Genomic DNA, 24,118 nt, shown 5'->3' on the forward strand with positions numbered 1-24,118 from the left:
CTTCAGAGCCCCAGGTAGGCGCGCCGCAGTTCGTCGCTTCCGAGCAGTTCGCCGGGCAGGCCCGAAAAACGCACGCTGCCGTTCTCCAGCACGTAGGCGCGGTCCGCGATCTCGAGCGACTGGCCCACGTTCTGCTCCACCAGCAGCACCGCGAGGCCGCCGTCGCGCAGTTCGCGGATCAGCGTGAACATCTCCTCCACCAGCCGCGGCGAAAGCCCGAGCGAGGGCTCGTCGAGGATCAGCAGCACGGGCTCGGCCATGAGCCCGCGCGCGATGGCCAGCATCTGCTGCTCGCCGCCGCTCATGGTGCCGGCGTGTTGCGCCATGCGTTCGCGCAGCCGCGGGAAGATGTGGAACATCTTCTCGACGTTGGCCGCGCGGCGCTCGCGCGCCCGCGTGAAGGAGCCGAGTTCCAGGTTCTCCAGCACGCTGAGGTTGGGAAACACCTTGCGGCCCTCGGGCACCTGGATCAGGCCCGCCTTGACCACGTCGCGGTAGTGCGCGCCGCTCAGGTCCTTGCCGTCGAAGCGCACATTGCCGCTCCAGGCGGGGCACAGGCCGCAGACCATCTTGTTGAGGGTGGACTTGCCCGCGCCGCTGCTGCCGAGCAGCGCGACCATTTCACCGGCGTTCACCTGCAGGTCGACGCCGCGCAGCACCTCGACGCGGCCGTAGCCGCCGCGCAGGCCCTGGATGTCCAGCAACGCGGTCATTCGCTAGCTCCCGAAGCGGCCTTGCGCAGCCGCGCCGCGGTGCCATGGCCCAGGTAGGCCTCGACGACCTTGTCGTCGGAGGTCACTTGCGCCGGGCTGCCTTCGGCAATCAGCTGGCCCTGCGCCAGCACCCACACATGTTCGGCCAGGTGCATCACGGCCTGCATCACGTGCTCGATCATCAGCACCGTGACGCCGCTGTCGGCAATGCCGCGCACCACCGGCATCATCTCGGCGATCTCCTGCGGGTTGAGGCCGGCCAGCACTTCGTCGAGCAGCAGCAGGCGCGGGCGCGTGGCCAGCGCGCGCGCCAGTTCGAGCCGCTTGCGGCCGGCCACCGTGAGGTCCGAAGCGGCCTTGTCGAGCTGCGGCGCAAGGCCCACGCGCAGCGCGATGGCCTCGGCATGCGCCAGCGCCTCGCGGCGGCCGCGCAGGTGCAGGTGCGCACCGACCGCGATGTTCTCGCGCACCGTCTGCGCCGCAAAGGGCTTGACGATCTGGAAGGTGCGCGTCATGCCGAGCAGCGCATTGCGGTGCGGCTCGCGGCCCGTGATGTCCTGGCCCGCGAAGCGCACAGTGCCGGCGTCGGGCTTGAGGAAGCCCGACATCAGCGCGAACAGCGTGGTCTTGCCGGCGCCGTTGGGGCCGATCAGCGCGCTCAGGCTGCCCTCCTTCACCGACAGGCTCACGTCCTGCACGGCCTTCAGTCCGCCGAAGGAACGCGAGAGCCCGCCCACGGCCAGCAGCGCCTCAGTCATGGCGGCCTCCCTTCTTCGGATTGCACAGCTGCCGCGCCGACAGCCCCAGCCCGGCGACGCCGCGCGGCAGGAAGATCACGATCACGACCAGCACCGTGCCGTAGATCACCATGTTGATGCCCGGCAGCTCGCCGAACAGGTTGCGCGTGAAATCCGACAGCAGGTGCAGCACGACCGCGCCCAGCACCGGGCCCCACAGCGTGCCCATGCCGCCCACGATGGCGGCCACCAGCGCTTCGACCGAGACGGCCGGGCCGTAGGCGATGCCGGCGTCGATGTACTGGAACACCTGTACATAGAACGCGCCGGCCGCACCCATGAAGGCGGCCGAGAGGCCGATGGCCGCGAGCTTGACGCGAAACGGGTTCACGCCCACGGCGCGCGCCGCATCCTCGTTGTCGCGCACGGCCTGCAGGTAGGCACCGAAGCGGCCGTTGCGCAGCCAGCAGGTGACGAGCAAGGCCGCGACCACCATCGCGAGCACCAACCACAGGTAGCCGGCGCGCGAGGCGAACTGCAGGTTGGCCGCCGACTCGCGCAGCGGCACCATCAGGCCCACGCCGCCGCCCGTGAAATTCACCGACAGCGCGAGGATGCGGAACACCTCCGCGAAGGCCAGCGTGACGAGCGCGAAGTAGGAGCCCTTGAGGCCATAGCGGAAGCTCAGCGCGCCGACGAAGAGCCCGACCCCCGCGGCGCCGGCCACCGCCAGCGGCAGCGCGGCCCAGGCGTTGATGCCACCCTGCAACTGCGCGATGGCCTGGATGTAGGCCCCGGTGCCGAAGAACAGCGCATGCCCGAACGAGAACTGCCCGCCGAAGCCGCCGAGGATGTTCCAGGCCTGCGCAATGAGCGTGGCGTAGAGCGCCATCATCACGAAGTTCAGCGCGACGCCCGACTTGGTGGCGAGCGGCACGCAGCCGACCAGCACCGCGAAGAGCGCGATGCCCGCGAGTTGTGCGCGTGCGCTGCTCATGCCCTGGCTCCGAACATGCCCTGGGGCCGGAACAGCACCACGCCGATGAAGATCGCGAAGATGCCGATCTGCCCGAGCGATTCGCCCAGGTACAGCCCGCCGAGCGACTCGACCACGCCGACCAGGAGGCCGCCGATGAGCGCGCCGACGAAGCTGCCCATGCCGCCGAGCACCACGATGGTGAAGGCCACGAGCACGAAGCCGCCGCCCACCTGCGGGTTGACGTAGTAGGCCGGCAGCAGAAAGCAGGCGGCCGCGCCGAGGCAGGCCAGGCCGATGCCGAAGCTCATGGCATAGACATGGTCGACGTCGATGCCCATGAGCTTGGCGCCTTCCTTCTCCTTGGCGACGGCGCGGATGGCGCGGCCGAGGTCGGTGCGGCCCATGATCCAGAACAGGATGCCCGACACCACGAGCGCCCCCGCGAAGGCCACGAGCTTGGGCACGGCGATCATGGCGGGGCCGATGGCGACGGTGCTGAGCGAGTAGGCGGTGTCGATGCTGCGCGTGTCCGACTTGAAGAACAGCAGCGCGAGGTTCTCCATGACGATGGCGATGCCGAGCGTGGCGAGCAGGATGTTCTCGTCCTTGCCGTGGCCCGCGCGGTTGATGACGACGCGTTGCAGCGCGTAGCCGAGCGCGAACATGCCGGCCACCGCGATGGGCAGCGCCATGTACGGGTCGATGCCCCAGCGCTCCTTGAGAAAGTAGACGGCGTACAGCGCGAGCATCAGGCAGGCGCCGTGGGCGAAGTTGATGATGTGAAGCACGCCGTAGATCAGCGTGAGTCCCAGCGCGATCAATGCGTACACGGCGCCTGTGGTGAGGCCGTTCAGGATCGAGGGGAAGAGGATGCTTAGATCGAACATTTGCTTTGTGCGCCTTGTGGGATCCGCCCGGTATGCGGTGCGGGCCGTGCGACCCCACTGCGCCGGCCCTTCGGGCTGCCCTGCGGTGCTCGCGTTTCGCGGGGTCTCGCAGAACTCGCTACGCTCAAACAGCTGCGAGCCCTGATCCGCGAAACGCTGCGCTCCTCGGCGGCGCAGAGGGGTTCGCCCGGCCCGCACCGCATACCGGGCTCCATGCTTGATCGACGATCGGCGGAATACGGGGGGCTTGCCAGCAGCGAAGTCCGAAGGACCGGTGACGTCGGACGCCCAGAGCCAGACCGCCCGTCACCGCACCCCACACCATGCAGCGACATGTTCATGCCCTGAGCGGAAACACAGGCTCCACCTCGCGGTAGTCGCGCGGAATGATCACCTTGATGTCGTTCTTCACCACCTGCGTCATCAACGGCTGCGCGCCCTCGTTCTGTCCGTTGACGAACTTCGTCGGGCCATACGGCATGATGTGATTCGAGAAGGTGCTCTTCTCCAGCGCGTCGACGATCGCCGCGCGTTCGGCCGACTTCGCGCGCTCCAGCGCATCGGCCAGCAGCCACATCGAGGTGTAGGTCATGAAGACCTCGTAGCTGAAGAACTGGCCCTTGGCCTCCACGCGCTTGCGCAGCTCCTGCGAGCGCTTGTCCTTCGGGTTGAACCAGTGGTTGCAGTCGATGATGCCGTTGGCCGCGTCCGGAAACTCCTTCACGAACTTGTAGCTCGATGCGGCGCCGCCCAGCACCGAGAAGATCGCCTTGGGCACCACCTTCTGCTGCTGCATGGTGCGCACCAGCAGCGCGTACTCGTTGTAGTAGTTGGCCGGGATCACGATGTCCGGGTTGACCGACTTCATGCGCAGCACGATGTTGTTGAAGTCGCGCGTGGGGTTGGCGTGCTTCACCACCTCCTTCACCTCGAAGCCGTAGCCCGGCAGCTCGCGCGAGAGCAGCTGCGCGGTGCCGGCGCCGAACAGCGACTCCTCGTGGATGATCATCACCGTCTTGGCCGGGTTGCCCGCGGCCTTGTTGAGCACCAGCAGGTTGGCCATGGCCACCTCGGTCGACTTCTTGTAGCCGGGGCCGAAGCGGAAGGTGTTCTTCAGGCCGCGCTCCACGATCTGGTCTGCCACGCCCACGTCGACGACGTGCGGCAGGTTGTACTTGGCTGCTGCCTGCGTGGTCGCCAGGCAGATGGCCGAGGCGTAGGCGCCCACGATGGCGGACACGCCGGCTTCGTTCATCTTCTCGACCTCGGCCGCGCCGGCCTGCGGCTGCGATTGCGCGTCGCCCAGCAGGGCCTCGAGCTTCGCACCGCCCAGCGCCTTGATGCCGCCGGCGGCGTTGATGTCCTCGATGGCCATCAGCGCGCCGAGGCGGCACTGCTGGCCCGAATAGGCCAGCGCCCCGGTGACCGGATGCAGCACGCCGACCTTGACGGTCTTGGGCTGCGCGCCGGCCACGAGCGGAAAGGCAACGGCGGTCGCCAGGGCGGCGGACTGCGACACGAAACTGCGGCGGTTCTGCATGGGGCTTTCCTTTTCTTCTCTTCAGTTGAACTTGGCTGACACGTCCTTGCTGACCCACACCTTCGCGTCGATGCCGCCCACGCGGGAGAGCTGCATTTCATAGGTGTAGCGGTCGGGGCGGTAGAGGCCATGCAGCCACTGCACGGGCCGCTCGTCCTCGTCGTAGATCAGGCGGCGCACCGCGAGCAGCGCGGAGCCGACCGACACGTCGAGGTGCTGCGCGATCAGGCTGTCGGCCAGCCGCGCAGAGATGGTCTGGTGCGCGCGCCCCACCTTGACGCCCGATTCCTCGAGCAGCACGAGGATCGGCTTCTTCGACAGCTCGCGGCGGCCGAAGCGGCGCGCGATCGTGTCGGGCACGTAGGTGGTGATGTGCGAGAGCGGGCCTTCCTTGGTGGAGCGCACGCGCACCGCCTTCTGCACCGGGTCGCCCAGCTGCAGCTGCAGCGCCTCGGCCACCTGGGTGGAGGCCGTGATGGTGGCCACCTCGATCACCTTCACCGAGGTGTGCAGGCCCATCGTCACCAGGTTCTCGAGCAGGCCGCGCAGATTGGCGCGCTCCATGCCGTTGCCGCTGTTGTTCGCTTCGCCTGCGAGCACGGGCGGCAGCGCGCGCGTGCGGCGCCCCGGGTTGCGCGCGATCAGGCCTTCGGAAGACAGCTGCTCGAGAGCGCGCCGCACCGTGACACGCGCCACGTTGAACTGCGCCATGAGCGCAAGCTCGCCGGGCAGCCCCTCGGCGAAACGGCCTTCGTGCAGCTGCTCACGCAGGACCAGGTAGATCTGGTGGTACTTCGGCAAAGGCATCTGCGACATGCCTTTGATGTTTTTGCAGTTTCAATGTTCTGTCAATGGGACATTTAAAACCGACGCCGCACAAACAAGAACGGCGCGCCGGGCCAATGCCCGCCGCGCCGCTTCCTGGCTGCTCGCTGGTTGTTGGCTTACAGCTTGAACGGAACCACTTCCTGGCGCTGGTCGCCCAGGCCTTCGATGCCCAGCGTCATCACGTCGCCCTTCTTCAGGTAGAGCGGCGGCTTCATGCCCAGGCCCACGCCGGGCGGCGTGCCGGTGGTGATGACGTCGCCGGGCAGGAGCGTCATGAACTGGCTCAGGTAGCTCACGATCTTGGCGATGCTGAAGATCATGGTCTTGGTGCTGCCGGTCTGCATGCGCTTGCCGTTGAGGTCGAGCCACATCGACAGCTTCTGCGGGTTGGGCACTTCGTCGCGCGTCACGAGCCAGGGGCCGATCGGGCCGAAGGTGTCGCAGCCCTTGCCCTTGTCCCAGGTGCCGCCGCGCTCGATCTGGAACTCGCGCTCGCTCACGTCGTTGATGGTGCAGTAGCCGGCCACGAAGTTGAGCGCGTCCTTCTGCGAGACATAGCGCGCGCGCGTGCCGATGACCACGCCGAGCTCGACTTCCCAGTCGCTCTTGACCGAGTTCTTGGGCAGCATGACCGGATCGTTCGGGCCCTGGATGCAGCTGGTGGCCTTCATGAAGACCACCGGCTCCTTCGGAATCGGCAGGCCGGACTCGGCCGCGTGGTCGGCGTAGTTCAGGCCGATGGCAATGAACTTGCCGACGTTGGCCACCGGGCTGCCGAAGCGCGGCTTGCCCTTGACCAGCGGCAGCTTGTCGACCTTCTGCTTGCGCAGCTTGGCCAGCGCGGCATCGCCGAGCTGCTCGGGCCCGATGTCCTTGACCAGCGCGCTCAGGTCGCGCAGCTGGCCGTTGTCATCGATGAGGCCGGGCTTTTCCTTGCCGGGGTTGCCATAGCGAACGAGTTTCATGTGGTCCTTTCTTGGGGAGACTGACTGACTTAGTAAGTGGAGCGGCCGCCGGACAGGTCGAACACGGCGCCGGTGGAGAACGAGCAATCTTCGGTGCAGAGCCAGCCGACCATCGCGGCCACCTCCTCCACCGTGCCGAAGCGGCCCATGGGAATCTTCGAGAGCATGAATGCGATGTGCTCCGGTGTCATCTGGTCGAAGATGGCGGTCTTCACCGCCGCGGGCGTCACGCAGTTGACGCGGATGCCGGTGTCGGCCAGCTCCTTGCCCAGCGACTTGGTGAGCGCAATGACGGCGGCCTTGCTTGCACTGTACGCGCTGGCATTGGGATTGCCTTCCTTGCCCGCGACCGAAGCGATGTTGACGATGCGGCCGTAGCCCTGCGCGCGCATCTGCGCCACCACTTCGCGGCAGCACAGGAACACGCCGTTGATGTTGACCTCCATCACCTGCCGCCAATCGTCCACCGGGTAGTCCCACAGCCTGGTGTTGGGACCGGTGATGCCGGCGCTGTTGACCAGCGCATCGATGCGCGGCGAATGCGCGAGCGTGGCCGCCACGGCCGCAGCGACGGAAGACTGCTGCGCCACGTCGACCTTCACGGCAAAGGCCTTGGAGCCGAGCGCCGCCGCGGCCTTGCCGGCGGCAGCCTCGTCGCGGTCCCAGAGCGTGACGCTGCCGCCCGATGCGATCAGCCGCTCGGCAATGCCGTAGCCCAACCCCGCCGCGCCGCCGGTCACCACGGCGTGGCGGCCCGCGAAGTCGAGCTGGTTCATATGGTGATGCCGCCGTCCACCGTGAAGGCCTGGCCGGTGGCGAACACCGATTCGTCGCTCGCCAGGAACACCACCACGGGCGCGATTTCCTCGGCCTGCGCGAGCCGTCCCATCGGCTGGCGCGCGATGAAGGCCTTGCGCGCCGCTTCGGGGTCTTCGTTGGCATTGATGCGCTCGCCGAGCGAGGGCGTGTCGACCGTGCCGGGACACACGGCATTGCAGCGGATGCCGCGCGACACGAAGTCGGCCGCCACGCTCTTGGTCAGGCCCAGCACCGCGGCCTTGGTGGTGCCGTAGACGAAGCGGTTGGGCAGGCCCTTCATGCTGGAGCAGACGCTCGCCATGTTGATGATGCTGCCGCGTCCTGCGGCCAGCATGCCGGGCAGCGCGGCCTGGATGGTCCAGAACTGCGCGCGCACGTTGAGGGCGAACGCGAATTCGAGGTCCTTGTCGGTGGCCTCGAGCGCGGTGCCGTTATGTACCACGCCGGCGCAGTTGAACAGCACGTCGAGCGCGGGAAGACTCTTGAAGAAGGCGCCGATCGCGTCCTTGTCGAGCACGTCGAGTTTCGCCGTGCGCACGTTGGCGACGCCGGCGTAGCGCCCCAGCAGCTTCTCGTTCACGTCGGTCGCCCACACCTGCGCGCCTTCGGCGGCCATGGCGAGCACGCTCGCGTGGCCGATGCCTTGTCCGGCCGCCGTCACGAGCACGGTCTTGCCCTTGAGTCTCATGCATGTCTCCTTGGAAAGTGGCGCACCGGCTGCCCGGCGTTCAGGGTTTGGCCCGATGGCAGCGGCGCGGTACGGATCGTATTCTGAATTGGCCTTACCACTTGTCCAATTCAGGACAACCCTTAACCCCACCACCCGTGCCGCTCCAGACCGTCGAACCCCAGCGCCTCTATCGCCAGATTGCCGACCAGCTGCGCGGGCTGATCGGCAAGGGCGAGCTTGCCGTCGGCGCGCGGCTGCCGGCCGAGCGCGACCTGGCCCAGCAGCTCGGTGTGAGCCGGCCCTCGGTGCGCGAGGCGCTGATCGCGCTCGAGGTCGAGGGCTGGGTCGAGGTCCGAACCGGCTCGGGCGTGTATGTGCTGGACCGCTCGCACCGCGCGAGCAAGCCGGTGGCGCCCACCGAATGGGGCCCGCTGGAGCTGATCCGCGCGCGCCGCGTGATCGAGGGCGAGACCGCCGCCATTGCAGCTGCCGTGGGCAAGCGCAAGGACATCGACGCCATGAGCCGCGCCATCGAAACGATGCGCGGGCTCGCCGACCGCGAAATACTGCCGCTCGAAGGCGACCGCGAATTCCACGTGGCCATCGTCAATGCCAGCGGCAACGCCGTGCTGGTGGAAACGGTGCAGAGCTTCTGGGATTCGCGCAACGGCCCGATCTTCACGCGCCTGGGCGGCTACTTCGAGACGGTGGCCTCCTGGCGCTCGGCGATTGCCGAGCACGAGGCCATCCGCGACGCCGTGGCCGCGCGCGACCCCGAGGCCGCGCGGGCCGCCATGCACGCCCACATGGACAACTCGCACCAGCGGTTCAGCGCGAGCTGGCGCCGCGCGAAAAAAACCGCTCCTCCTTCCGATTCCCACACAACACGAGTTCCACGATGAATCCCTTCATTCGCCTGCATCCGGCCGACGATGTCGTGATCGCGCGCAGCCAGCTGGTCGGCGGCGCCAAGGTCGAAGACTTTGCCGTGCGCGGCCTGATTCCCGCCGGGCACAAGGTGGCGACGCACGCCATTGCCGCCGGCGAACCGGTGCGCCGCTACAACCAGATCATCGGCTTCGCGAGCAAGCCCATTGCGGCCGGCGAGCACGTGCACACGCACAACCTCGACATGGGCCCCGACAAGGGCGACTTCGAACGCGACTACGCCTTCGGCGCCGACGTGAAGCCCGCGCCCGCGAAGCGCGAGGCCACCTTCATGGGCATCAGGCGGGCCGACGGCCGCGTGGCCACGCGCAACTACATCGGCGTGCTCACGAGCGTGAACTGCTCGGCCACCGCGGCGCGCGCCATTGCGGACCACTTCTCGCGCAAGACCAATCCATCGGCGCTGGCCGGCTACCCGAACGTCGACGGCATCGTGGCGCTCACCCACGGCACGGGCTGCGGCATGGACACACAAGGCATGGGCATGCAGATCCTGGAGCGCACGCTCACGGGCTATGCCACGCACCCCAACTTCGCGGGCGTGCTGGTGGTGGGCCTGGGCTGCGAGGCGAACCAGATCAATGCCTGGCTCGCGACCGGCCACCTGGCCGAGGGCGAGAACTTCCGCACCTTCAACATCCAGGACACCGGCGGCACGCGCAAGACGGTGGAGAAAGGCATTGCGCTGATCAACGAGATGCTGCCGCGCGCCAATGCGGTCAAGCGCGAGCCCTGCAGCGCGGCGCACATCACGATCGGCCTGCAGTGCGGCGGCTCGGACGGTTACTCCGGCATCAGCGCCAATCCGGCCCTCGGTGCGGCGGTCGACCTGCTGGTGGCGCACGGCGGCACGGCCATCCTGAGCGAGACGCCCGAGGTCTATGGTGCCGAGCATCTGCTCACGCGCCGAGCCGTCAAGCGCGAGGTCGGCCAAAAACTGGTGGACCGCATCAAGTGGTGGGAGCACTACACCGAGATCAACGAAGGCGAGATGAACAACAACCCCTCGCCGGGCAACAAGGCCGGCGGCCTCACGACCATCCTCGAAAAATCGCTCGGCGCGGTGGCCAAGGGCGGCACGAGCAACCTCGAGGCGGTGTACGAATACGCCGAGCCGGTCACGGCGCACGGCTTCGTCTACATGGACACGCCGGGCTACGACCCCGTGAGCGCCACCGGGCAGGTCGCGGGCGGCGCGAACATCATCTGCTTCACGACCGGACGCGGCTCGGCCTACGGCTGCGCCCCCTCTCCTTCGCTCAAGCTTGCGACCAACTCGGCGCTGTGGCAGCGGCAGGAAGAAGACATGGACATCAACTGCGGCGAGATCGTGGATGGCACCAGCTCGATCCAGGAGATGGGCCAGCGCATCTTCGAACTGGTGCTGGCCACCGCGTCCGGCGAGCCTTCGAAGAGCGAGAAACATGGCTACGGCCAAAATGAATTCGTGCCCTGGCAAGTCGGCGCGGTGATGTAAGGAACCTATGCCCCAAACCCTTTCCTCCTCTGTTCTGCGATCGCAATGCGCCCGCATCCTCGAAGCCGCCGGCAGCACGCCGGCCGAAGCCGCGCAGGTGGCCGACAACCTGGTGCTGGCCAACCTGAGCGGCCATGATTCGCACGGCGTGGGCATGCTGCCGCGCTATGTCGATGCGGTGGCCGAAGGCGGCCTCGTGCCCAATGCCGCGGTCAAGATCAACACCGACATCGGCACGCTGCTCGCGCTCGACGGCCAGCATGGCTACGGCCAGATCGTCGGCGTGCAGGCGATGGAACTCGGCATTGCACGGGCGAAGCAGCACGGCAGCTGCATCTTCACGCTCGCCAACGCGCACCACCTGGGCCGCATCGGGCACTTCGCCGAAATGGCAACGGCCGAGGGCCTGGTCTCGATGCACTTCGTCAACGTGCTGTCGCGGCCCGTGGTGGCGCCGTGGGGCGGCGGCGACGGGCGCTTTGGCACCAACCCCTGCTGCATCGGCATTCCACTCGCAGGCGCCGAACCCTTCCTGCTCGACTTTGCCACCAGCCGCGTGGCGCAGGGCAAGATGCGCGTCGCCCACAACAAGGGCGAACGCGTGCCCGACGGCTACCTGATCGACGAGCGCGGCGCGCCCACCAATGACCCGGGCGTGGTGGTCGTGCCGCAGGCCAACGGCCTGTTCGGCGCGCTCATGACCTTCGGCGAACACAAGGGCTACGGCATGGCGATGGCCTGCGAGCTGCTGGGCGGCGCGCTCACCGGTGGCGGCACCTGGCACCGCCCGGCCGACACCGCACGCACGGTGCTCAACGGCATGCTGACGATCCTGATCGATCCCGCCAAACTGGGAACCCAGGAGAGCTTCGCGCAGGAGGCGACGGCCTTCGTCGAGTGGCTGCGCCAGAGCCCGCCGGGCGCCGGCTTCGACCAGGTGCAGATCGCCGGCGAGCCGGAGCGCGCTGCACGCGTGGCGCGCGAGCGCGACGGCATCTGGCTGGACGATGCGACCTGGGGCGAGATCGTCGCGGCCGGAACCAAGGTGGGCGTGGCGGTCGCCGCCGCGTAAAGGCCGCGTTTCCTTCTAGCGCCGCGCCTTGCGCGACTTCTGGCTCAGCACGATCGCAATGCCGCCCAGGATGGCCACCGAGGCCGCCGCCAGCCGCGGCGTGATCGCCTCCGACAGCAGCAGCACGCCGCCGAACGCCGCCAGGAGCGGCACCGACAGCTGCACGGTGGCCGCCTGCATGGCCGACAGGCGCGCGAGCGCCGCATACCAGACGACATAGCCGAGCCCCGAGGTCAAGGCGCCGGAGGCCACGGCCAGCGCGATGCCGGTGGCATCCGCATGGGCGCGCATCATGAAGGCAAGGCTCAGCGCCAGGGCCAGCGGTACGGCCCGCAAGAAGTTGCGGCCCGTGGCGGCCAGCGGATCGGGCACGCCGCGGCCGCGCAGCGAATACACGCCCCACGCCACCCCGGCGATGGCCATCAGCACGGCGCCCAGCAGCGGCGGCGCCGCAACGCCCGGCAGCACCAGGTAGACGAGCCCGCCGGCCGCCAGCACGAAGCCGAGCCATGCCACGAGCCCGAAGCGCTCGCCCGAGCCCAGGCCCGCGCCGAGCATCGTGAGCTGCACCGCGCCGAACAGGATCAGCGCGCCCGTGCCCGCGGAGAGGCTCAGGTAGGCGAAGGAAAAGAAGGCGACGTAGGCGAACAGCATGGCGGCCGCGAGCCAGTCGGCACGGCCGGGCACGGCAGGCCGGGAGCGGAACTGCACGACCAGCGCGAGCGTGAGCGCACCGGAAACCAGCCGGATGCTGCCGAAGCTGGCCGGATCGATGCCCCGCTGCTGCAACGCGAGCCGGCACAGCAGCGAATTGGCCGCGAATGCGAGCATGGCCACCGCGGTCAGCGCGACGGTCTGCAGGGTGGACGGCGCGCGGCGCACCTCGGAGATGGCTTCAGACATGCGCCCCCACCATGAAGACGGCCCAGCCCAAGAGCGCAAACCCGAGCGGCGCGCTCAGGCGGTGGCCCCAGGGAACGTTCTTTTCCAGCGCCATGACGGCGGCCAGCAGCAGCATCCAGCCCAGGCTGCCGGTGCCGAGCGCGAACATCAGCAGCATCAGCGCCCAGCAGCAGCCGACGCAGAACAGGCCATGGTGCAGGCCCAGCGCAAACGCATGGCGCGCCTGCGCATGGCCGCGCCAGTGCTCGATGACAAAACTCAGCGGCGTGCGGCACTTCTCGAGGCACTTGTGCTTGAGGCGGCTGAACTGGAACGCGCCGGCCAGCGCGATGGTCGCGGCGCCGATCACCCAGCCGTGCCAGGCCAGCGTGGGCGCGCTCGCGAGCAGCGCCAGCACCGCGCTGTGGAGCCCGTGCGCCAGCAGCCCGAAGGCACCCCACACGGCCATGTAGCCAAGCCCCAGCAGCACGAGCAGGCGCGCATGGTCCGCACGCCCCGCGGTCAGGCGGTCGAAGGCGTTGAACAGCGGCAGCGTGGTCGGCAGCATCATGGCCATGGTCATGAGGATCCACGCCACCGCATAGAGCACTGCGGGCACGACCACGCCGCCGGCAGGAATGGCCTGGCACAGGAACGCGGCCGGCCCCGAGGCGGTCCAGTCGCCGTGTTCGAGATAGCGCCCGTAGGGGCTGCGCGCCCAGGCCCACAATGCCATCCACGCAAGCGCGGCCAGCGCAGCGAGAACCGGCAGGAACACGCGGCGGTGGCGGATGACGTTGCGCGGCGGCAAGCCGGCCGCGGGGTTCACTGGCTAACCTTCGTGCTCCGCACTGCGGTGCGAGCTTGCTTGGGGCGGCCCGGCACGGCGCTCATGAATCAAAGACGAAGGTGCTCTGCAGGGCGTTGTGGTTCTTGATGTCGAGGTCGATGCCGAGGGCGGGGTTCTTCGAGCGGTAGGTGGGCGCCTTGCCGACGAACACCGGCGCGCCCGGCACCGTGGAGAACACGGTGTCCGACAGCGTGGTCTGCCCGCCGGTCGCGCCGCGGTAGGGTTCGAGTTCGGCGTAGTAGTCCTTGCCGATCTCCAGCTCGCCCTTGCCTTCGTTCACCGTGAAGCGAATGGGCGCCCGCTCGACCGACACCACCTGGCCGATGAGGGCGGCCAGGTCGGCGATCGGGCCGCCGGCCTTGCCGGTGTAGACCTTGAGCAGCGCCTCTTCCTGCTCCTTGGAGGCTTTGTCGTCGACGAAGATCGCCGCCGTCCAGTTGCCTTCGAGGATGTTTCCGGGCACATGCGCCACGGCCGCGATGGTGTTGCCGCCGACGTCGACGCCGTCGATGGTTCCCTTGTCGATGCGCCACGCGACGATGGTGTCGCAGGTGCCGTTGTCAGGGTCCTCGCCGATCCAGCAGGGACACAGGACGTTGCAGTTGCATACCTCGAGCAGGCGACCTTCCAGGTGATAGCTCATACGAACCTCCGTTCAGAAGCCACACGAACACGGAACTTGTCGCCGCGACTCAGCGGCAAGGGGGGCGCTGATCCTACGCTTCGCAACCGGGCAAGTCGAGCACGATGCCCCGCCGCGCACTACCCTGGGTACCCCACTGCCGCCCGTGGATCAGCTGCGGCTTGCGTCGTGCGCCGGCTTGCCGATCTGCACGCTCACCTCCTCGCCCCTGAGCCTGGCCTGCACGGCCTTGATGGCCTTGTCGAGCCGCGCGCCGTAGTCGGCATCGGCCTGGCGGAAGTAGCTCACCGAACGGTCGATGATGTCCTGCCGCGTCACCGCACCCAGGCCGCCCGCGATGTTGTTCACCAGGCGCTCCTTGGCGGCTTCGTCCATCAGCCGGTAGAGGTCGCCGGCCTGCACGAAGTCGTTGTCCTCGGGGTGCTGCTGCCACTGGTGGCTGCCGGTCCAGCCATGGATCTCGAGCGGCGCGTAGACCGGCTCGTTGCTCTGCTTGGGCGCATCGCTGAAGCTGTTGGGCTCGTAGTTGGGGCCGCGGCCGCCGTTGCCGTCGCCGCGCATCGCGCCGTCGCGGCCGTAGTTCTGCGCCGTGGTGGCATGCGGGCGGTTCACCGGCAGCTGCGTGTGGTTGATGCCCAGGCGGTAGCGCTGCGTGTCGCCGTAGCTGAACAGGCGGCCCTGCAGCATCTTGTCGGGCGAAGGGCCGATGCCGGGCACGAAGTTGGCCGGGTTGAACGCGGCCTGCTCGATCTCGGCAAAGTAGTTGTCGGGATTGCGGTTGAGCGTGAGGATGCCGATGTCGATCTTCGGATAGTCCTTGTGCGACCAGACCTTGGTCAGGTCGAAGGGGTTGAAGCGGTAGGTCTGCGCCTCGGCCACCGGCATGATCTGCACCTGCACCTTCCAGCTCGGGAATTCGCCGCGCTCGATGGAATGCAGCAGGTCCAGGTGGTGGTGGTTCGGGTTTTCGCCGCCCACGCGCTGCGCCTCCTCGGCCACGAAGGTCTGGATGCCCTGGTGGGTCTTGAAGTGGTACTTGACCCAGAAGGCCTCGCCCTTGGCGTTCACCCACTGGAAGGTGTGCGAGCCGAAGCCGTCCATGTGGCGGTAGCTCTTCGGAATGCCGCGGTCACCGAACAGCCAGGTGAACTGGTGCGTCGCTTCGGGCGAGTGCGAGAAGAAGTCCCAGGCGTTGTTGGGCTCCTGCACGTGGCTGTAGGGGTCGCGCTTCTGCGAGTGGATGAAGTCGGGAAACTTGAGCGGGTCGCGGATGAAAAAGACCGGCGTGTTGTTGCCGACGAGGTCGTAGTTGCCGTCTTCGGTATAGAACTTGAGCGCGAAGCCGCGCGGGTCGCGCACGGTGTCGGCCGAGCCGAGTTCGAGCGCCACGGTCGAGAAGCGTGCGAGCACCTCGGTCTTCCTGCCGACCTGGCTCAAAAACCTGGCCTTGGTCCATTTGGACACGTCGGCCGTCACCTCGAAGGTGCCGAAGGCGCCCGAGCCGCGCGCATGCACCACGCGCTCCGGAATGCGCTCGCGGTCGAAGCGCGCAAGCTTCTCGATCAGGTGGTGGTCCTGCATCAGCACGGGGCCGCCGGGGCCGGCCGTCTGCGATTGCTGGTTGTTCTCGACGGGCGCGCCGTTTTCGGTGGTGAGCTTGCGGGAGTCGGTCATGGGTGGGCTTTCCTCTGGAGTTGTAGGGGCCCATGCATTTTGTCAATGAATGCGGCCTTGCCGCATCACATTGAGCTATCGCCTCGATAGGCGGCCCGCCGAAGGCCGCCCGAGGTTTCAGACGATCAGCGCGATCGTGGCTTCGAGGTGCTCCGACGGCGCCCGGCGGAAGCCCGAGCGCGTGAAGCGCTGCAGCTGCCCGACCACGAAGGCCGTGAGCGCGGCGGCGCGCACCTGCGCATCCACGCTCGGGGTGGCCGAGCCGTCCGCGGCGGCCGCCCCGCGCAGCACCTGTCGCAGCGTGGCCTCGATCTTGTCGAAGAACTGGTTCATGCGCTGCTGGAGGCGCTCGTTCTCGAACACCAGCGCATCGCCCACCATGACGCGCGTCATGCCCGGGTTGCGCTCGGCAAACTGCACGAGCAGCGTGAGAATTTTTGCGGCCTGCTGGGCCCCCGTTGCGCCTTCGCGCTCGAGGATCTGGTTCACCAGCGTGAAGACGCTCTGCTCGATGAAGTCGATCAGGCCCTCGAACATCTGCGCCTTGCTCGCAAAGTGGCGGTAGAGCGCGGCCTCGCTGACGTCGAGCCGCGCAGCCAGTGCCGCGGTGGTCACGCGCTCGGCGCCGGGCTGCTCGAGCATGGCGGCCAGCGCCTGCAGGATCTGCACGCGCCGCTCCCCGGGCTTGGGGCGTTTTCGGACCGGCGCGACGGGCGTCAGCGTTTCGGTCTGGGTTTCTATGCCGGGATAGCTTGTCTCTTCGTTCTGCATGGAAGCGCGTGCAAAGATGTAATCAATTGATTCTCGCACAGGGCCGCGCAGTGAGCGCGCGCAAACCGGCCCCGGGAAAGCTCGTACAGAATCGGCCCATTCAACCAAGCAAGAGTTCTCATGGCCCCAAAAAGCGTTCTGGTGACAGGTGGTGCAGGTTTCATTGGCAGCCACACCTGCGTCGCGCTGGCCGCCGCCGGATACACGCCGGTCATTCTCGACAATCTGGGCAACAGCGATATCCGGGTATTGGAGCGGTTGCGGCAGATCACCGGCAGCGCGCCGCGGCTGATCGAGGGCGACGTGCGCGACCGGGCGCTGCTCGACCGCGTGCTGGGCGAAGAGAGCTTTGCGGCCGTGATCCACTTCGCGGGCCTGAAGGCCGTGGGCGACTCGGTGGCCGACCCGCTCACCTACTACGACAACAACGTGCACGGCAGCCTCGTGCTCGCCTCGGCCATGCAGCAGGCGGGCGTGCGGACGCTGATCTTTTCGTCGTCCGCCACGGTGTACGGCGAACCCGACCACTCGCCCATTCCGGAAGACGCGCCCTGCAGGCCGGCCAATCCCTACGGGCGCTCCAAGCGCATGGTGGAAGAGGCGCTGGCCGACCTGCACCGTGCACAGCCGGGCTGGCGCATTGCACTGCTGCGCTACTTCAACCCGGTCGGCGCGCATGAAAGCGGCCTCATCGGCGAGCATCCGCAGGGCAAGCCGAACAACCTGATGCCTTTCGTCTGCCAGGTGGCCGTGGGACAGCGCGACAAGCTGCTGATCCACGGCAACGACTACCCCACGCCCGACGGCACGGGCGTGCGCGACTACGTGCATGTGATGGACCTCGCCGAAGGGCATGTGGCGGCGCTTCGGCATGCGCAAGGCCATGAGGGACTGGTCACGCTGAATCTCGGCACCGGCCGCGGCGCCTCCGTGCTGGAGGTGGTGCAGGCCTTCGAGCGCGCGAGCGGACGGCCGCTGCCTTATGAGATCGGTCCCCGCCGGCCCGGCGACGTACCCGCGTACTGGGGCGACCCCTCGCTGGCGGAAGCCACGCTGGGCTGGCGCGCGCGCCGCGGGCTCGACCAGATGTGCGCCGACAGCTGGCGCTGGCAGCAGGGCAATCCGAACGGCTACGAAAGGTCACTGACCGCTTGCTGACCGGGACGGCCGGCCTCCTCGGAAACAAGCCCCGCAAGGGTTCCCGGGCATGTAACGAATGCTCACCGCGGAACCCGGCCGCAACAAATGTTAAGTGGGTTGTTACCCAAGCGATCCATCGCGTCGCTATTCTGAATTGATGGGGGGCTCTGCATGCCGGCAAGCCCCGAGGGTTGTGCCATCTCTTTGCAGAGTAGGGGGAAAGATTTGCCTATCGATCAAGCGCGATACGCCCAATGGGCCGCGGCGTGCCGGTTCTCTGCCTTCACCGACACCGCCTACAGCGCGTGGACACGCGACGAAGCGTCCCGCCACAAGGCAGAACAGCCGGCGCTTCGCTCTGAGCTGGAGAATCTTCCGTACCGCGAGGGCTTGACCTTCGCCATTGCCGACAGCGGCAGCGACGAGGCATTGCACAGCACGCTGGCTTCGCTCTCGGCACAGCTGTGCCACCGCTTCGACGTGGTGGTGGCCTGCGACCCTTCGCGCGCCGAAGTGGTCGGCCATGCGCTCCTGTTCGTTCGCGATTCGATCAATGTGCGGCTGGTGCCCGCGAGTGCGCCGGCCAGCCGGCTCGAACTGCAGCAGCTCGCGCTCGAGCACACGGCCGAGCCGTGGTTCGGCGTGATCCTCGCGGGCGACCGCCTTGCCGCGCAGGCCGTTTCGTCGATCCAGCTCACCCTCGCCAAATGGCCCGATGCGGCCGTCGTCTATGCGGACGAGGACTGGATCGCAGAGGGCCAACTGCGATGCAAGCCGCGCTTCAAGTCGGCATGGGATCCGGAGGCGCAGCTCGGCTTCGACCTGCTGGACGGCCTGTGCGTGATGAGGCGCGCCAACGTCCTGGCGGCCGGAGGCTTTCGCGCCGAATTCGAGCCGGCCGCCGGCTACGACCTGCACTGCAGGGTGGCCATGCCGCTGCCCTGCAGCCAGGTGCGCCATGTTCCCTCGGTGCTGTACCACCGGCAGGTCCCGCTGGTCATCGATGCGGGCGACACGCGGCAGGCCGTCGAGGCCTATGCGGCGGCGGCCCGGCGGGTGGCGGCCGAGGCGGCGTTCCGGCAGGCGGGCTTGGCGGCCGAGGTGCTGCCCTCGCCGATCGCCGAGTTCGTCAACCATGTCCGCCGCCCGCTGCCCAGCCCCGCGCCACGGGTCAGCGTGCTCGTGCCGACGCGCGACCGCGCCAACCTGGTGAGGACCTGCCTGGACGGCCTGCTGCGCAAGACCGACTATCCGGACTTCGAAGTCCTCATCCTCGACAACGACAGCGTCGAGCCGGCCACGCTGTCCCTCTTCGCCGAACTGGCCGCGGACCCTCGCGTCAGCGTGCTGCGGGTGCCGGGGCCCTTCAATTTTTCGGCCATCAACAACGCCGGCGTGCAGGCCTCGACCGGCGAGGTGCTGCTCTTCCTGAACAACGACATCGAGATCCTCGATGGCGGATGGCTCAGGGAGATGGTCGGCGAAGCCATGCGGCCGGACATCGGCTGCGTGGGCGCCAAGCTGCTGTACGGCGACGGCACGGTCCAGCATGCCGGCGTCATGCTGCAAAGCGGCCCGCTGGCGATGCATGTGTGCCGCACCGACGGCGCCACCGACAGCGGCCTGGACGGGCGGCTGGCGGGCACGCGCGACTACCTGGCGGTCACGGGCGCCTGCCTGGCGGTTCGGCGCCAGGTGTTCGAGCAGGTGGGCGGCTTCGACGGCGAGCACCTGCCGGTGGCCTACAACGACATCGACCTGTGCCTGAAGGTGAACGATGCGGGCTACCGCAACGTCTGCACGCCGTTCGCCTCGCTGCTGCACCTGGAGAGCGCCTCGCGCGGGCACGACCATGTTTCCGAAGAGAAGCAGCAGCGGGCAGCGCGCGAGCAGGCGCACGCCAGCACCAAGTGGATCGATCGCTTCGAGCACGACCCCTATCACAACCCGAATGTCCAGTGGGACTGGCTCACCGGCGCGCACCTGGCCCCCAGCGCCGGCCAGCAATGGCAGCTCGCGCGCTGAGGCGGGCGCGGCGGTTTCATCGACTTTCTAGCGGAGGCCCGGACCCGTCCGGGCAGGAATACAAATGAAAGAACCCACCCTCATTCTTCCGACGGTCGACCGGTCGCTCGACGTGCTGACGCACCCGGTGCTGGACCCGCTGTTCTGGACGCCGCACCTGCTCGGCAAGGCCAGCGCGTGGTGGACCCACACGCCGTTCGCGTTCTGGATCGTGGCCGCCTGCAAGCCGGGCCTGCTGGTGGAACTGGGCACGCACAACGGCGTGTCGTACGCGGCGTTCTGCGAGGCCGTGGCGCGGCTCAAGTCGGCCACGCGCTGCTATGCCGTGGACACCTGGGCCGGAGACGAGCATGCCGGGCACTTCGACGCGCAGGTCTACCACGAGCTGCGCGACTTCCACGACAAGCACTTCAGCGCCTTCTCCGAACTCCTCAAGTCCACCTTCGACGACGCGCTGCCGTACTTTGCCGACGGCTCCGTCGACCTGCTGCACATCGACGGCTTCCACACCTACGAGGCGGTCAAGCACGACTTCGAGACCTGGCTTCCCAAGCTGTCTGACAAGGCCGTGGTGCTGTTCCACGACACCAATGTGCGCAGCGGCAATTTCGGCGTCTTCCGGTTCTTTGCCGAGCAGGCACGGCACTATCCCTCGTTCGAGTTCCTGCACGGCCACGGGCTCGGCGTGCTGGCCGTGGGCGACCGCGCGCCGGCCGCCGCCATGGCGTTGTGCAACCTCGAACCCGAGCGCGCCGATGCCGCCAGGGCGCGCTTCGCTCACCTGGGAACGCGCTGGTTCGTGACCACGCGCGAACAGCTCGGCTCGGCCGAACTGCATCAGCGCATCCACGAGGCCAATGCCCTGCGCGCGCCGGTGGAAGCCGAGCTGGCCCAGGTGGCGGCCGCCCGCGCGGCCGAGGCCGAGGCCCGCGCCCGCGCCGAAGGCCAGCTGGACGCCCTGTCCCACGAGGTGGCCGAGAAGGCCGCCCAGCTGGAAGACCTGAACAGGCAGGCCGGCGATGCGCAGGCGAAGGCCGCCCAGGCCGAAGCCGCCGCGCGCGCAACCGGCTTCGCCCACGAGCAGGCGAACCGGCGCGTGGCCGAGCTGCGGAATGTCGTGGCGCAGTTGGCCACCGACCTGAACAAGACCCGCGACGACCTGAACGAGACCAGCGAAGCCAAGAGCCTGCAGCAGCGCACCGCGCTGGCCTGGAAGAACCTTGCCGACCGGAAGGAAGACCGGGTCGAATCGTTGATGGAGCGCTTCACGCGCCTGCGGGTCGATCCGTCCCTGAGCGTGAAGGCCAAGCTGCGCAGGCGCTTGCGGCTGCTTGCCCGGCGCCTTGCCGGCAAGCCGGTGGACCTGGGGGCGGTGGAGATCGTCCGGTTCTCGCCCTACTTCGACCGCGAGTGGTACCTGAAGACCTACCCCGACGTCGCATCGGCCGGCACGGACCCCGCGGAGCACTACGTCACCCACGGCGCGGCCGAAGGGCGCCAACCCGGCCCATGGTTCTCGGGCACCGAATACGCGGCGCGCTACGGGGACGCGGCGGGCTTCAATCCGCTGATTCACTACACGCTGGTGGGTGCGCGAGAAGGCCGGCGCGCCGGCCTGCTCGGCAGCGACGACACCGAGCCGCCCCCCATTCCTGCGTTGCCCAGCCGGGTGTTCTCGATCTTCTACGTTTCGGGCGAGGCGGACACGCCCGGCCACCTGTACCGTGTCGCGCGCTACATCGAGGCGGCGCGGATGAACGGCGTGCCGGCGGAATGGGTGCGGCAGGAAGAGCTGGAGGCGCGGCTCGAGCTGACGTCGCGGCACGACGTGATGATTCTCTGGCGCACCCAGTGGAGCCCGGTGCTCGAAAAAGCCATCGGGCTGATGCATGCGCAAGGCAAGAAGGTGGTGTTCGACATCGACGACCTGATGATCGAACCCGACCTGGCCGACACCAAGGTGATCGACGGCATCCGCTCCAACGCCCATCCGGAGGCCGCGGTGCGCGAGCTCTTCGCCAGTGTGCGCCGCGCCATGCTCGCAGCCGATGTCTGCATTGCCAGCACCCAGGAGCTGGCCTATCACATGCGCTGGGCGGGCAAGTCCACCCATGTGCTGTTCAACGGCTTCGACGACCAGACCTTCGAGCTCTCCAGGCGCAGCGCCCGGCAGTGGCGCAGCGCGCGGACCGACAACCTGGTGCGCATCGGCTATGCCGGCGGCTCGCGAACGCACCAGCGCGACCTGGGCCTGGCCATCGAGGCGATCGCGCGCGTACTGCGCGAGAACGAGCTGTGCCGGCTGGTGCTCTTCCAGACCGAATCGGGCATGCGCCTGGTCGACGTGGAGGAATACCCGGTGATGGCCGGCCTGGCGCACCGCATCGAATGGCGGCCCTTCCAGACCCTGGAGACGCTGCCGCGCGAAATTGCGCGCTTCGACATCAACATCGCGCCGCTGGAATTCGGCAACCCCTTCTGCGAGGCCAAGAGCGAACTGAAGTTCTTCGAGGCCGCGCTGGTCGACGTGCCGACCATCGCATCGCCGACCGGCCCGTTCACGCGGGCCATCGAGCATGGCGTGTCGGGCTTCCTGGCCGCGAGCGCCGATGACTGGTACCACCATCTGTCGACCCTGGCGTCGGATCCGGCGCTGAGGGCCAGCGTCGGCTCGGCCGCGTTCCTGCGCGCGATGGCCTCGTACGGGCCGCTGCAGCGGGCCACGCAGTTCGGCCGCGTGCTCGACCAGCTGCAAGGCGATGCGCTGGCCGCGCGGGCCTTTGCGCTCGATGCGCGCGTGCGCGCGGCGCCGATTCCGCGGCCCCAGCTGATGCCGCTGGAAGTGCTGTTCGAGCACCGGGCCGACGAGGCCGAGCTTGCGGACGTCACGGTCGCCATTCCGCTCTACAACTACGAGCAGTTCATCGTCGAGGCGCTGGAATCCGTGCGCGCCCAGACGCTGGCGGTGCTGGACCTGGTGGTGGTGGACGACTGTTCGACCGACGGCTCGCTGGACGCCGTGCTGGCATGGGCCCGGCAGCACGCCAGGCGCTTCAACCGCGTGGTGGTCGCGCGGCATGAGGCCAACAGCGGCCTGGGCCTCACGCGCAATGCGGGCTTCCACCTCGCGGACAGTCCCTACGTGCTGCCGCTGGATGCCGACAACCGGCTGCGCCCGAAATGCTGCGAAGAGCTGCGCCGCGCCATCCGCGCCGAGCGCGTGGCCTTCGCCTACCCGACCATCCAGCACTTCGGCGCCTCCAGCGCGCTGCTCGGCGATGCCTCCTACGAGCCGCAGCGCTTCGTGGCCGGCAACTACATCGACGCGATGGCGCTGGTCTCGAAGGAGGCGTGGGCGATCGTCGGCGGCTACAACCACGTTCGCCACGGCTGGGAGGACTTCGACTTCTGGTGCCGGCTCGCGGAGCAGGGCCAGCGCGGCGTGCGGGAGCCGCAAACGCTCGCGGACTACCGCGTGCATGCGAGCTCGATGCTCAGGGCCGAGACCACGGTCCCGCAGAATTACCAGCGGCTGATCGAGAACTTCAAGGCTCAGCATCCCTGGGTGTCGCTCATTGACGAGCGGCTCGCGCGCAAGCCGCCGGCGCTGCAGGTGGCGCTGAGCGACGGCGGCGCGAAGTCGCGGCTCCAGGCACTGCTGCCGATTCTTCGCTGCCCGAAGACCGGGCTCAAGCTGACGGCCGACGCGGCAAGCGGCGCACTGGCGACCGTGGACGGCTGGCGGCGCTGGCCCGTCGTCCAGGGCCGGCCGGTTCTTTGCGAGGACATCGGCGAGCCCGAGGTCAAGCCCGCCGACCACGTCAGCAACCCGCTGCCGCCCGAGGCCCTGAAGCTCGCCAAGAGCACCAAGGGCTGGGTGCTGAATCTCAGCGGCGGAGGCTCGCAGGAAAAGATCGAGAACGTGGTCGAGGTCGAATACTGCCTGTTCAGGCACACCGACGTGGTCGCCGATGCCCACGTGCTGCCGTTCGACGACGCGGTCTTCGACGCCGTGATCGTCATGAACGCCTTCGAGCACTACCGCGAACCGCAGAAGGTGGCGGCGGAACTGCTTCGGGTGCTCAAGCCCGGTGGCCGCATCCTGGTGCGCACCGCCTTCATGCAGCCGCTGCACGAGCGGCCCTGGCATTTCTTCAACTGCACCCGCTACGGGCTGGAGCAGTGGTTCCGAGAGTTCGAGGCCGAGCGCGTGCGGGTGTCGGAGAATTTCGCGCCGAACCACTCCGTCAGCTGGCTGGCGTCGGAGTGCGAGCAGGCGCTGCGCGCCAACGTGTCCGACGAAGCCGCGGAGCGCTTCCGGGAGGCCCCCGCGGGCGAGCTGGTGGACCTGTGGCGCGATCCGTCGCTGCGCGATACGCCGCTGTGGACCGACTTCGAGAAGCTGCCCCAGTCGGTGCAGGAAGTTGGCGCCGCGGGCTTCGAGTATCTCGGCCGGAAACCCGCGGTGGCCAGGGCGGGCGCGAACGGCTGCTGAGGC

The 24,118-nt window shown here is 68.2% G+C and carries 20 protein-coding genes; 6 read left to right on the top strand and 14 right to left on the bottom strand.

Translation table 11 applies throughout. The features are described 5' to 3' along the window. Positions 1-2: 2 nt before the first annotated feature. The 9 genes from AC1DSC_RS28865 to AC1DSC_RS28905 all read right to left on the bottom strand — a co-directional run bounded on the left by AC1DSC_RS28865 (position 3) and on the right by AC1DSC_RS28905 (position 8,156). Complete coding sequence (locus AC1DSC_RS28865) at positions 3-713, bottom strand: ABC transporter ATP-binding protein (protein ID WP_478131987.1); 711 nt, start codon at positions 711-713, stop codon at positions 3-5. Then, complete coding sequence (locus tag AC1DSC_RS28870; protein ID WP_018903726.1) at positions 710-1,471, bottom strand: ABC transporter ATP-binding protein; 762 nt, start codon at positions 1,469-1,471, stop codon at positions 710-712. The genes AC1DSC_RS28865 and AC1DSC_RS28870 overlap by 4 nt, the downstream gene beginning before the upstream one ends. After that, a complete protein-coding gene (locus AC1DSC_RS28875) occupies positions 1,464-2,447 on the bottom strand; it encodes a branched-chain amino acid ABC transporter permease (protein WP_369664208.1) in 984 nt (327 codons plus the stop codon). The genes AC1DSC_RS28870 and AC1DSC_RS28875 overlap by 8 nt, the downstream gene beginning before the upstream one ends. Further along, a complete protein-coding gene (locus AC1DSC_RS28880; protein WP_018903728.1) occupies positions 2,444-3,316 on the bottom strand; it encodes a branched-chain amino acid ABC transporter permease in 873 nt (290 codons plus the stop codon). Before AC1DSC_RS28880 ends, AC1DSC_RS28875 begins: the two co-directional genes overlap by 4 nt. A gap of 337 nt (positions 3,317-3,653) precedes the next feature. Continuing rightward, positions 3,654-4,856: an ABC transporter substrate-binding protein gene (locus AC1DSC_RS28885; RefSeq protein WP_018903729.1), complete on the bottom strand. Its 1,203-nt coding sequence runs from the start codon at positions 4,854-4,856 to the stop codon at positions 3,654-3,656. Between the two features lie 21 nt (positions 4,857-4,877). Beyond that, positions 4,878-5,663, bottom strand: a complete 786-nt coding sequence (locus tag AC1DSC_RS28890) for a GntR family transcriptional regulator (protein WP_012745944.1) — start codon at positions 5,661-5,663, stop codon at positions 4,878-4,880. 137 nt (positions 5,664-5,800) lie between these two features. Continuing rightward, positions 5,801-6,649, bottom strand: coding sequence for a fumarylacetoacetate hydrolase family protein (locus AC1DSC_RS28895; RefSeq protein WP_012745943.1), 849 nt, complete (start codon positions 6,647-6,649; stop codon positions 5,801-5,803). A gap of 29 nt (positions 6,650-6,678) precedes the next feature. After that, positions 6,679-7,425: an SDR family NAD(P)-dependent oxidoreductase gene (locus AC1DSC_RS28900; RefSeq protein WP_018903731.1), complete on the bottom strand. Its 747-nt coding sequence runs from the start codon at positions 7,423-7,425 to the stop codon at positions 6,679-6,681. Next, positions 7,422-8,156 (bottom strand): SDR family oxidoreductase, encoded by a 735-nt coding sequence (locus tag AC1DSC_RS28905; protein ID WP_018903732.1) that lies wholly within the window; start codon positions 8,154-8,156, stop codon positions 7,422-7,424. The genes AC1DSC_RS28900 and AC1DSC_RS28905 overlap by 4 nt, the downstream gene beginning before the upstream one ends. A 137-nt stretch (positions 8,157-8,293) precedes the next feature. Here AC1DSC_RS28905 and AC1DSC_RS28910 point away from each other — a divergent pair, with 137 nt between their 5' ends. The 3 genes from AC1DSC_RS28910 to AC1DSC_RS28920 are packed head-to-tail and all read left to right on the top strand — an operon-like array spanning position 8,294 to position 11,635. Beyond that, on the top strand, positions 8,294-9,040 hold the full coding sequence (locus tag AC1DSC_RS28910; RefSeq protein ID WP_018903733.1) for a FadR/GntR family transcriptional regulator: 747 nt from the start codon (positions 8,294-8,296) through the stop codon (positions 9,038-9,040). Then, complete coding sequence (locus AC1DSC_RS28915) at positions 9,037-10,563, top strand: UxaA family hydrolase (RefSeq protein ID WP_369664207.1); 1,527 nt, start codon at positions 9,037-9,039, stop codon at positions 10,561-10,563. The genes AC1DSC_RS28910 and AC1DSC_RS28915 overlap by 4 nt, the downstream gene beginning before the upstream one ends. 7 nt (positions 10,564-10,570) lie before the next feature. After that, positions 10,571-11,635, top strand: a complete 1,065-nt coding sequence (locus tag AC1DSC_RS28920; protein WP_018903735.1) for a malate/lactate/ureidoglycolate dehydrogenase — start codon at positions 10,571-10,573, stop codon at positions 11,633-11,635. A 15-nt stretch (positions 11,636-11,650) separates the two neighbouring features. On the opposite strand, the gene AC1DSC_RS28925 is transcribed toward AC1DSC_RS28920, so the two are convergent. The 5 genes from AC1DSC_RS28925 to slmA all read right to left on the bottom strand — a co-directional run bounded on the left by AC1DSC_RS28925 (position 11,651) and on the right by slmA (position 16,455). Further along, positions 11,651-12,538 (bottom strand): DMT family transporter, encoded by an 888-nt coding sequence (locus AC1DSC_RS28925; protein ID WP_369664206.1) that lies wholly within the window; start codon positions 12,536-12,538, stop codon positions 11,651-11,653. Next, a complete protein-coding gene (locus tag AC1DSC_RS28930; RefSeq protein ID WP_307596424.1) occupies positions 12,531-13,346 on the bottom strand; it encodes a DUF2182 domain-containing protein in 816 nt (271 codons plus the stop codon). Before AC1DSC_RS28930 ends, AC1DSC_RS28925 begins: the two co-directional genes overlap by 8 nt. A 61-nt stretch (positions 13,347-13,407) precedes the next feature. Then, the gene (locus AC1DSC_RS28935; protein ID WP_018903738.1) at positions 13,408-14,010 is read right to left on the bottom strand and encodes a DUF1326 domain-containing protein; all 603 of its coding nucleotides are present in this window, start codon (positions 14,008-14,010) and stop codon (positions 13,408-13,410) included. Between the two features lie 150 nt (positions 14,011-14,160). Next, positions 14,161-15,684: a catalase gene (locus tag AC1DSC_RS28940; RefSeq protein ID WP_369664205.1), complete on the bottom strand. Its 1,524-nt coding sequence runs from the start codon at positions 15,682-15,684 to the stop codon at positions 14,161-14,163. 117 nt (positions 15,685-15,801) lie between these two features. After that, positions 15,802-16,455: a nucleoid occlusion factor SlmA gene (gene slmA / locus AC1DSC_RS28945; RefSeq protein ID WP_012745930.1), complete on the bottom strand. Its 654-nt coding sequence runs from the start codon at positions 16,453-16,455 to the stop codon at positions 15,802-15,804. A gap of 120 nt (positions 16,456-16,575) precedes the next feature. On the opposite strand from slmA, the gene galE reads away from it, so the two are divergent. The 3 genes from galE (at position 16,576) to AC1DSC_RS28960 (ending at position 24,115) form a co-directional block, all read left to right on the top strand. Next, complete coding sequence (gene galE / locus AC1DSC_RS28950) at positions 16,576-17,613, top strand: UDP-glucose 4-epimerase GalE (RefSeq protein ID WP_436287279.1); 1,038 nt, start codon at positions 16,576-16,578, stop codon at positions 17,611-17,613. Positions 17,614-17,985: 372 nt separating this feature from the next. After that, positions 17,986-19,620 carry a glycosyltransferase family 2 protein gene (locus AC1DSC_RS28955; protein WP_436287278.1) on the top strand — a complete coding sequence of 545 codons (1,635 nt, stop codon included), beginning with the start codon at positions 17,986-17,988 and terminating at the stop codon, positions 19,618-19,620. 64 nt (positions 19,621-19,684) lie between these two features. Next, positions 19,685-24,115, top strand: a complete 4,431-nt coding sequence (locus tag AC1DSC_RS28960) for a class I SAM-dependent methyltransferase (protein ID WP_436287277.1) — start codon at positions 19,685-19,687, stop codon at positions 24,113-24,115. Positions 24,116-24,118: the final 3 nt, after the last annotated feature.

The organism is Variovorax sp. 01N425 (genome assembly GCF_056399465.1).